Raw genomic sequence first — 8,723 nt, 5'->3', positions numbered from 1 at the left:
TCTTCGGTTATGAAACTACGCAATGACAAGGCTCGCTACGGCTGGGTCGCGATCGGCCTGCACTGGCTGGTGGCGCTGGCGGTGTTCGCGCTGTTCGGGCTGGGGCTGTATATGGTGGAGCTCAGCTATTACGACCCCTGGTACCAGAGCGCGCCGGACCTGCACCGGGGTGTCGGCCTGACGCTGCTGGCGGTGGTGCTGATCCGCCTGGCCTGGCGCGCCCTGTCACCGCCGCCGGCGCCGCTCGCCGGCCACCACCGCTGGGAGCGAATCGGCGCACGGCTGGCGCACTGGGGACTGCTGGGGTTGCTGTTGGTGGCGATGGTCAGCGGCTATCTGATCAGCACCGCCGACGGCAGCGGCATCGACGTGTTCGGGCTGTTCCAGGTGCCGTCGCTGACCGGGCGTCAAAACGGCCTGGAAGACAGCGCCGGCCTGGTGCACTACTGGAGCACCTGGGCGCTGGTGGTGCTGGCCGGGCTGCACGGCCTGGCGGCGCTGAAACATCACTTTATCGACCGGGATGCGACACTCAAACGGATGTTGCGCCCGTAACCCTGCGACCAAGACCGGAAAGGAGAACACCATGCTGAAACACCGAATCCTGATCCCGCTGCTGGCGGTGCTGCTGAGCACCCCGGCCTTCGCCGACAAGCCCGGCGGCACCTACCAGTTCGATACCGAGGGGCAGCACCAGTTCATCTTGTTCAAGATCTCCCACCTGGGCTACAGCTGGCTGTACGGCAACTTCAACGAATTCACCGGCAGCTTCACGGTGGACGAGGAGAACCCGGAGAACAGCAAGGTGCGCGCGGAGATCCAGACCGCCAGCATCGACAGCAACCACGCCGAGCGCGACAAGCACCTGCGCAGCGACGACTTTCTGGATGTGAGCGAATACCCCACCGCCACCTTCGAGAGCACCCGCATCGAACAAACCGGCGAACGCACCGCCAAAATCACCGGTGACTTCACCCTGCACGGCGTCACCAAGCCGGTGACCCTGGACGCGAAGATGATCGGCTACGGCGACGATCCCTGGGGCGGTTACCGCATGGGTCTGGAAGCCAGCACCACGCTGAAGCTGGCGGACTTCGGCATCACCAAGGACCTGGGCCCGGCGTCCGAAACCGTGGAGATCATTATTTCCGTGGAAGGCGTGCGCCAATAACCGCGGGGATCACCAGCTAAGGCGCCACCGGCGTGGCGCCGCCCAGGTAGCCCTCGGCGATCACCGCCGCCGCCATGGAATCCACTTTGGGATCGGCGCGGCGGGTGCCGGTGCGCTCCCGGGCTTCCCGGGTGGAAAGCCGTTCGTCGATCATCCATACCCGGATGCCGAAGCGGCCGTGCAGCCGGCGGGCGAATTTGCGCGCCCGCTGGCTGGATTCGCTTTCACTGCCGTCCATGTTCAGCGGCAGCCCCACCACCAGCGTCTCCGGGCGCCACTCTTCCAACAGGGCCGTCATCTGGTCCCAGTCCGGCTGACCGTCACGGCAGGGTAACGCCGGCAGAGGGGTGGCGGTGCCGGTGATGGCGTTGCCGCTGGCGACGCCGATCTTATGGGTACCGTGGTCGAACGCGATCAGGGTCAATCGGGCCTCGCCATCAGCCGTGGCCGACCTGGGTGGCGATCAGGCTCATATCCACGCCCAGGCGGGCGGCGGCGGCGTGCCAGCGCTGATCGAAGGGGGTGTCGAGCACCAGTTCGGGGGTGCTGGCCACGCTCAGCCAGACGTTGTCCGCCAGCTCCTGTTCCAGCTGGCCGTCGTCCCAGCCGGCGTAGCCCAGGCACACCAGCGTGGCCTCCGGGCCCTCGCCGATGGCGATCGCTTCCATGATGTCCCGGGAGGTGGTCAGGCACAGGCCGTCCGCCAGCGTCACGGTGCTGTCCCAGTGGCGGGCGGTGGCGCGGTGCAGCACGAAGCCGGCGTCCTGCTGGATCGGGCCGCCGGCCACCACCTGGTGCTGCTCGGAGGGCGGCACCTCCACTTCGATGTCCATGTCCACCAGGATATCGAGCAGGCTGAGCGACACCGGGCGGTTGAGCGTCAGGCCCATGGCGCCGTCGTCGCCGTGCTCCACCACATAGGTGACGGTGTGCTCGAAGTTGGGATCGTCCATCTGTGGCATGGCGATCAAAAGCTGATGTTTGAGGCTGGCGTTGTCCATGGCCCCAGTATCCGGGGGCGGCCCGGCGAGGGCAAGGGACAGGCGGCCAGGAAGTGGTTTTAGGGGCGCTTACTTGGAGGAAACCCGCCGGTTGGCGTCGAATTTCCAGGTGCGGATGATTTCCAGCACGTCCATGCGCTCGCGCATGTCCCGCGTGAAGGGCTCGAACGGGGCCGCCAGGCGCACGCTCTGCACCGCCGCCTGGTCGAGGAAGTCATGGCCGGAGGATTGCAGCACCTCGACCTCCTCGATGCCGCCGTCGCGGCGCAGCGCCACCATCAGCCGCACGCCGCCGAAGGTGTTGCTGTCCAGCGCCCGGCGCGGGAAATGGCGGGTGCCGGTGGCTTCCACCTTGCGGCGGAACGCCTCGATGTAGGCGGCCTCGTAGTGGGCCTTGGCGGACACCGAGGTGAGCCGGCGCACCCGGGGGCGTTTGGCGTAGGCCTGCTTCTGCTTGTCCAGGCGCGCCTGCAGGCTGGCGATCTCACGGCTGAGCTCGTCCACGTTGTCCTGGTCCGCCTTGCGGCGCGGGTCGTCCTGGTTGCGGTCCTGCTGTTCGCTGGCGATGTCGCGCTCGCTGCGCGCCCGGGTGACGATGATCTTCTGGCGGGTGACCGGCGTCGGCTGGCGCGCGGTGGGCTCCTGGAGCTGCACCTGGCGGCTGTCCGGGTCGCTGAAGGGGGCTTCCTCGGTGGTGGTCAGCTCGCTTTTGTCCTCTTCGGTGCCGGAGCCCACCTGGTTCGCCTGGGCGATGAAATCCGCCTCCTCGGGGGCGTCGTCGGCGCGGTGCATGGCCAGGGTCACATCCAGGCTGTTGGGCGCCGCGCGGGGCTCTTCCGGCGCGAAGCCGACGCCGAACAGCAGCACGCCGTGCACCGCCAGGGCGAGAAACAATGTGAAGCCAAGCCGGTCGCCGGCGGTTACCTGAGGTGCTGCCATGGTGTCGTTATTTTAGTTCCAGCAGGGCGTCGAACAACTGTCCGGCGATGTTGATGCCGAAGATCTGATCCAGCTCGCGCACGCAGGTGGGGCTGGTGACGTTAATCTCGGTGAGATAATCACCGATCACGTCCAGGCCCACGAAGTATAGGCCCTTGCGCTTGAGGGTGGGGCCCACCTGTTCACAAATCCAGCGGTCGCGGTCGGTGAGCTCGCGCCCTTCGCCGGTGCCGCCGGCGGCCAGGTTGCCGCGGAATTCGCCCTCCTTGGGAATGCGCGCCAGGGCGTAGGGCACCGGCTCGCCGTTGATCATCAGGATGCGCTTGTCGCCCTGCTTGATCTCGGGCACGAAGCGCTGGGCCATGATCGGCGTTTTGCCGTCCTCGGTGAGCACGTCGATGATCACGCTCAGGTTGGAGCTGCCCGGCTCGATGCGGAACACATTGGTGCCGCCCATGGCGTCGAGCGGTTTCATCACGGTGTCACCCTGCTCCTTTACAAACTCCCGCAGCAGGGCGGCGCGGCCGGACACCAGGGTGGGCACGCAGCACTGGGGGAAGTCGGTGGCGAACAGCTTTTCGTTGCTGTCGCGGACACTGGCCGGGCGGTTGGCCACCAGCACGCCTTCGCGCTCGACTTTCTCGAGCAGGTAGGTGGCGTACAGGTAGGCGGCATCGAAGGGCGGATCCTGGCGCATCAGGATCATGTCCATGCCGGTCAGGTCCCGGGGGGCCGGCTCGCCCAGGGTGAACCAGTCCTGGTTGTCGTCGCGCACCGTCAGGTCGGAGGTCACGGCGAACACCCGGCCGTCGCGGACGTAGAGGTCGGCGGGCTCCATGTAGTGCAGGGTCCAGCCGCGTCGCTGCGCTTCCAGCAGCATCGCCAGGGTGGTGTCTTTCCAGGGCTTGATCTGGGCGATGGGATCCATCACCACGCCGATGTTGAGGCTCATGGTTGCTCCAGGACGACCGGGGAAGGGGGTTGCCCGGCAATGTTAGCAGTGCGTCGCCCGCCCCGCTACGGGACGCTTTTCTCAGGTCTCACAGGGCCTTATAGATTGAATGTAGAATCTGTGTTAAAACCTCGGCTTGGGCTGTTTCACCCATAAGGTCCTCGGAAGAACCCCTTAGAAAAGGGGCGGTGGCATGTAGTGGGGGGAACACGAAGGATCGCGGGCCCTGCCTATCGCATGACAACAAAGGCTCATAATTAAAAGACGTTGCGGCCTGTAACGGTTCACGGTTTAAAGGCAGTTCTCCATGACTGACAATTTCCAAGACCTCAAGGTGATGGTGATCGACGACTCCAAGACCATTCGTCGCACCGCCGAGACCTTGTTGAAAAAAGCGGGTTGTGAAGTGATCACCGCCACCGACGGCTTCGATGCCCTGGCCAAGATCGCCGACAGCAAACCCAGTATTATCTTCGTGGACATCATGATGCCGCGACTGGATGGCTACCAGACCTGCGCGCTGATCAAGAACAACAGCGCATTCAAGGCGACCCCCGTCATTATGCTCTCTTCCAAGGACGGTCTGTTTGACAAGGCCAAGGGTCGAATCGTGGGCTCTGACGAGTACCTGACCAAGCCGTTCTCCAAAGACGAGCTGTTGGGGGCGATTCGCCAGCACGTCTAGCGCTCGCCGCGGGGCGTATCCCGCGGGCGGTCGCGGTGCTCAACCTGAAGAGGAAAAGATGGCACGCATTCTTATTGTCGATGACTCTCCCACCGAGTGTTACAAACTGCGGGAGATTCTGGAAAAGCACGGCCACCACGTACTGGAGGCCGCCAATGGCGCCGACGGCGTGGCCATGGCACGCTCGGAGCTGCCGGACCTGGTGCTGATGGACGTGGTGATGCCGGGGCTGAACGGCTTCCAGGCCACCCGACAGCTCACCAAAGGCGCCGATACCGCCCACATTCCGATCATTATCGTGACCACCAAGGATCAGGAAACCGACCGGGTCTGGGGCAAACGCCAGGGCGCCAAGGATTATCTGACCAAACCGGTGCATGAAGACGTACTGTTGAAAACCGTGGATCGGCAACTGGCCGACCAATGAACACAGAGGTGTCATGAGCGCAGCCGCATCCGCCGCCTTCATCAAGCTGGCGGACTATTTCGTCCGCTGCCGTCGGCAGGCCGCCAGCCTGCCGATGCAGGAAGACGCGGTCCAATACTGGAGCGGCGTCGGCTTTACGCTGGACGAGCGCTTTTACGTGGCGCCCATGGATGAAGTCTCGGAAATTCTCTCGGTGCCGGCCTATACCCGGGTGCCGGGGGTGCTGAACTGGATGAAGGGCGTCGCCAATGTGCGCGGGCGCCTGATGACGGTGATGGATCTCAGCCGCTTTCTCGGCAAGACCTCGGAATTGCAGGAAAAGCGGCGCCGTCTGCTGGTGCTGGATCAGGACGATCTGTACACCGGCGTGATCGTGGACGAAGTGCTGGGGATGCAGCACTTCCCCATCGAGGCGTATCAGGAGCAATCGCCGCTCGCGGAACAGGATGTGGGTCCGTATCTGCGTGGCGGTTATCAGAGGGACGGGGAATTCTGGTCCGTGTTCAGCCTTTCCCGGCTGGCACAGGACCCGCGCTTCATGCAGGCGGCCCGAACGGGCTGAGCGGCGTGCCGCGCAGGGGAGATAAGAACAGAGCCAGGCCAGGAGCCAGTTATGAAGTTCAAACCGGGAAACGTGTTCAGCAAGGTGCGGGGGGGCGCGGGCAGCAACCCGTTGAATATTGCGCTTTATATCGGGCTGGCCATTTTTGTTGCCCTAGCGCTGGCCAACTTCCTGTTGTCGGCCACCACCGCGAACCGGGCGCAGGAAAACATCACCGAAGCCTCGGAATTGCGCGTGGTCTCGCAGCAGATCGCCAAAAACGCCCTGGAGGCGGCGTCCGGTAACGCCGACGCCTTCGAGCTGTTGGAGGCCGCGCGCGGCGACTTCCAGTCGGCCTGGGACGGCCTCAAGCAGGAGCCGGTGGCCAACGAGCAGGTCAAACAGCGGCTGCAGGCCCTGTGGGACCAAGTGCGCCAGGACACCGGCACGATTCTGAACGGTCAGGACACGGTGCTCGACCTGCACGAGGTGGCCGACACCCTGGCCCAGGCCATCCCGCAGCTGCAGTCCGAGTATCAGGCGGTGGTCGACATCCTGGTGGACACCGGCGCGCCGCCGGAGCAGGTGGCCTTCGCCCAGCGCCAGATCTGGCTCACCGAACGTATTCTGCGCTCCATCTCCCGGGTGCTGGAAGGCGACGACAACGCGGTGATCGCGGCGGACAACTTCGGCCGCGACGCCACCGAATTCGGCCGCGTGCTCAACGGCATGCTGGCCGGCGACGAAGCCATGGGCGTGCAGCAGATCGTCAACCCGCAGGCGCTCAACTATCTGGACCGCACCTCACGGCTGTTCGACGAGTTCGTTAACCAGTCCGTGGACGAGATTCTCGAGACCGCCCCGGAACTGTTCCAGGTGGCCAGCGCGGCGGACTCCATCTTCCGTAACTCCCAGGACCTGCTGCAGGAATCCACCAACCTCAACGCCCAGTTCGAGCAGACCACCACCGGCCTGTTCCCGTCGCTGTGGCTGGGGGCGGTGAGCGCCGCCATCGCCGTGTTGCTGTTCTTCCTGATCATGCTGCAGCGTAACCGTGAGGCGGCCCGCCGCCGGAACGAACTGGAAAGCGAGAACCAGCGTAACCAGGCGGCGATTCTGCGCCTGCTGGACGAGCTGGGCGACCTGGCGGACGGTGACCTGACCGTGGAAGCGACGGTGACCGAGGACTTCACCGGCGCCATCGCCGACTCCATCAACTACTCCATCGACCAGCTGCGCAGCCTGGTACAGACCATCAACAACTCCGCCGTGCAGGTGGCCTCGGCAGCCCAGGAAACCCAGTCCACGGCGATGCATCTGGCGGAAGCCTCCGAGCACCAGGCCCAGGAAATCGCCGGCGCCTCGGCGGCGGTGAACGAAATGGCGGTGTCCATTGACCAGGTATCCGCCAACGCCGCCGAGTCCGCCGCGGTGGCGGAAAAAGCGGTGGCGATCGCCAACAAGGGCGCCGAGGTGGTGCAGGCCACCATCCACGGCATGGACACCATCCGCGAGCAGATTCAGGAAACCTCCAAGCGGATCAAGCGCCTGGGTGAATCCTCCCAGGAGATCGGCGACATCGTGAGCCTGATTAACGACATCGCCGACCAGACCAACATTCTGGCACTGAACGCGGCGATCCAGGCCTCCATGGCCGGGGAAGCGGGCCGCGGCTTCGCGGTGGTGGCGGACGAAGTACAACGCCTGGCGGAACGCTCCGCCGCCGCCACCAAGCAGATCGAAACCCTGGTGAAAACCATTCAGACCGACACCAACGAGGCGGTGATCTCCATGGAAGCCACCACCGCCGAGGTGGTGAAAGGGGCGCGCCTGGCCCAGGACGCCGGTGTGGCCCTGGAAGAGATCGAGAACGTATCCAAGAACCTGGCGGATCTGATCCAGAACATTTCCAACGCGGCGCGCCAGCAGGCGGCCTCGGCGGGTCACATCTCCAACACCATGAACGTGATCCAGGAAATTACCTCGCAGACTTCCGCCGGTACCACCGCCACCGCCCGCTCGATTGGCGACCTGGCGGAAATGGCGCAGGAAATGCGGAATTCAGTCGCCGGCTTCCGCCTGCCGGAGCATTCCTGAACCGGCGTAAGCCGGTTCCGGAGACGGAACCATGGGTTTTGCAGTGACAGATCGCTGGTCGATCAAGAGCGCCCCCGCCATGGATGCCGAGCAGTTCCAGCTCTGGCAGGCCCTGCTGGAGGAGCGCACCGGGATGACGCTGGCGCCGGAGCGCAAGCAATTCCTGGAAAGCAGCCTCAATATCCGCATGCGCGAGCTGGGGCTGGACGACTACGACACCTACTATCAGCAGCTGGTCACCGGGGCCACCGAGTCCCGCGCCATGGAGTGGTCCACCCTGGTGGACCGGCTGACGGTGCAGGAAACCAGCTTCTTCCGTCACCCCGGCTCCTTCGCGCTGGTGGAGGACTACCTCGGCCAGTTCGCCGCCGAGCGGGGCACCGGCGCCACCCTCAACGCCTGGAGCGTGGGCTGCTCCACCGGCGAGGAAGCCTACTCCCTGGCGATGTTGATCAGCGAGCGGTTCCGAGCCCACGGCAAAGCGCTGTTCTACGGCATCACCGGCACGGACATCAGCCTGCCGACGCTGGCCAAGGCGCGCCGCGGGCTGTTTCCCCGGCGCCGTGTGGAGCAGATCGACCCGGCGCTGCGCGAACGCTATTTCAAGGACGCGGACACGCACACCATGCAGGTGGCGGACGGTCTGCGCGAGCGGGTCTGCTTCGCCCATCTGAACGTGCTGAATCTGGATCAGGCACCGATGGACGATATGGACCTGATTTTTTGCCAGAACATGCTGATTTACTTCCGCCGCTGGCGGAAGCGACAGATCGTTAACCAGTTGGCCGGGCGCCTGGCGCCCGGCGGATTGCTGGTGCTGGGCCCCGGCGAAATCACCGATTGGCACGACCCGCGCCTGGAAAGGGTGCACTTCGCCGACACTCTGGCGTTCCGGCGCCGGCAATGAGAG

General features: G+C 64.8%; 11 protein-coding genes. 7 read left to right on the top strand and 4 right to left on the bottom strand.

Translation table 11 applies throughout. The annotated features are described in order from the left end of the window. Positions 1-9: 9 nt before the first annotated feature. Together ACEQZD_RS09515 and ACEQZD_RS09510 are read left to right on the top strand one after the other, a co-directional pair. Positions 10-555, top strand: a complete 546-nt coding sequence (locus tag ACEQZD_RS09515) for a cytochrome b (RefSeq protein ID WP_370185149.1) — start codon at positions 10-12, stop codon at positions 553-555. Positions 556-586: 31 nt separating this feature from the next. After that, a complete protein-coding gene (locus ACEQZD_RS09510) occupies positions 587-1,171 on the top strand; it encodes a YceI family protein (protein WP_142947909.1) in 585 nt (194 codons plus the stop codon). Positions 1,172-1,187: 16 nt separating this feature from the next. Here the strand turns inward: ACEQZD_RS09510 and ruvX are convergent, their stop codons facing one another. From ruvX to gshB, 4 genes are all read right to left on the bottom strand, one after another. Further along, a complete protein-coding gene (gene ruvX / locus ACEQZD_RS09505; RefSeq protein WP_194856769.1) occupies positions 1,188-1,595 on the bottom strand; it encodes a Holliday junction resolvase RuvX in 408 nt (135 codons plus the stop codon). Positions 1,596-1,608: 13 nt separating this feature from the next. Beyond that, complete coding sequence (locus ACEQZD_RS09500) at positions 1,609-2,172, bottom strand: YqgE/AlgH family protein (RefSeq protein WP_142947911.1); 564 nt, start codon at positions 2,170-2,172, stop codon at positions 1,609-1,611. A gap of 69 nt (positions 2,173-2,241) precedes the next feature. Continuing rightward, the gene (locus ACEQZD_RS09495; protein ID WP_370185146.1) at positions 2,242-3,111 is read right to left on the bottom strand and encodes an energy transducer TonB; all 870 of its coding nucleotides are present in this window, start codon (positions 3,109-3,111) and stop codon (positions 2,242-2,244) included. 7 nt (positions 3,112-3,118) lie between these two features. Beyond that, on the bottom strand, positions 3,119-4,063 hold the full coding sequence (gshB, locus tag ACEQZD_RS09490) for a glutathione synthase (RefSeq protein WP_370185144.1): 945 nt from the start codon (positions 4,061-4,063) through the stop codon (positions 3,119-3,121). A 307-nt stretch (positions 4,064-4,370) separates the two neighbouring features. Here gshB and pilG point away from each other — a divergent pair, with 307 nt between their 5' ends. The 5 genes from pilG to ACEQZD_RS09465 are packed head-to-tail and all read left to right on the top strand — an operon-like array spanning position 4,371 to position 8,720. After that, the gene (pilG, locus tag ACEQZD_RS09485) at positions 4,371-4,748 is read left to right on the top strand and encodes a twitching motility response regulator PilG (RefSeq protein ID WP_067606169.1); all 378 of its coding nucleotides are present in this window, start codon (positions 4,371-4,373) and stop codon (positions 4,746-4,748) included. 58 nt (positions 4,749-4,806) lie between these two features. Beyond that, the gene (gene pilH / locus ACEQZD_RS09480; RefSeq protein WP_067605340.1) at positions 4,807-5,175 is read left to right on the top strand and encodes a twitching motility response regulator PilH; all 369 of its coding nucleotides are present in this window, start codon (positions 4,807-4,809) and stop codon (positions 5,173-5,175) included. Between the two features lie 13 nt (positions 5,176-5,188). Continuing rightward, complete coding sequence (locus ACEQZD_RS09475) at positions 5,189-5,737, top strand: chemotaxis protein CheW (RefSeq protein WP_067605338.1); 549 nt, start codon at positions 5,189-5,191, stop codon at positions 5,735-5,737. Positions 5,738-5,788: 51 nt separating this feature from the next. Further along, on the top strand, positions 5,789-7,813 hold the full coding sequence (locus tag ACEQZD_RS09470; RefSeq protein WP_370185141.1) for a methyl-accepting chemotaxis protein: 2,025 nt from the start codon (positions 5,789-5,791) through the stop codon (positions 7,811-7,813). 31 nt (positions 7,814-7,844) lie between these two features. Next, entirely contained in the window at positions 7,845-8,720 is an 876-nt protein-coding gene (locus tag ACEQZD_RS09465; protein WP_142947915.1) for a protein-glutamate O-methyltransferase CheR, read from the top strand. The last annotated feature ends 3 nt before the right edge of the window (positions 8,721-8,723 follow it).

The sequence above is a fragment of the Alloalcanivorax sp. genome (assembly GCF_964221125.1).
In the GTDB taxonomy this organism is placed as follows: domain Bacteria; phylum Pseudomonadota; class Gammaproteobacteria; order Pseudomonadales; family Alcanivoracaceae; genus Alloalcanivorax; species Alloalcanivorax venustensis.
Note: the sequence above shows the minus strand (reverse complement) of the source record. Positions and strands in the feature narration are given on the sequence as shown.

Bases quoted from the DNA above. Each gene is read 5' to 3' on its own strand.
- pilH (WP_067605340.1), top strand. From the start codon at position 4,807: ATGGCACGCATTCTTATTGTCGATGACTCTCCCACCGAGTGTTACAAA.
- gshB (WP_370185144.1), bottom strand. From the start codon at position 4,063: ATGAGCCTCAACATCGGCGTGGTGATGGATCCCATCGCCCAGATCAAG.
- ACEQZD_RS09515 (WP_370185149.1), top strand. From the start codon at position 10: ATGAAACTACGCAATGACAAGGCTCGCTACGGCTGGGTCGCGATCGGC.
- ACEQZD_RS09500 (WP_142947911.1), bottom strand. From the start codon at position 2,172: ATGGACAACGCCAGCCTCAAACATCAGCTTTTGATCGCCATGCCACAG.
- ACEQZD_RS09475 (WP_067605338.1), top strand. From the start codon at position 5,189: ATGAGCGCAGCCGCATCCGCCGCCTTCATCAAGCTGGCGGACTATTTC.
- ACEQZD_RS09465 (WP_142947915.1), top strand. From the start codon at position 7,845: ATGGGTTTTGCAGTGACAGATCGCTGGTCGATCAAGAGCGCCCCCGCC.
- ACEQZD_RS09510 (WP_142947909.1), top strand. From the start codon at position 587: ATGCTGAAACACCGAATCCTGATCCCGCTGCTGGCGGTGCTGCTGAGC.
- ACEQZD_RS09470 (WP_370185141.1), top strand. From the start codon at position 5,789: ATGAAGTTCAAACCGGGAAACGTGTTCAGCAAGGTGCGGGGGGGCGCG.
- pilG (WP_067606169.1), top strand. From the start codon at position 4,371: ATGACTGACAATTTCCAAGACCTCAAGGTGATGGTGATCGACGACTCC.
- ACEQZD_RS09495 (WP_370185146.1), bottom strand. From the start codon at position 3,111: ATGGCAGCACCTCAGGTAACCGCCGGCGACCGGCTTGGCTTCACATTG.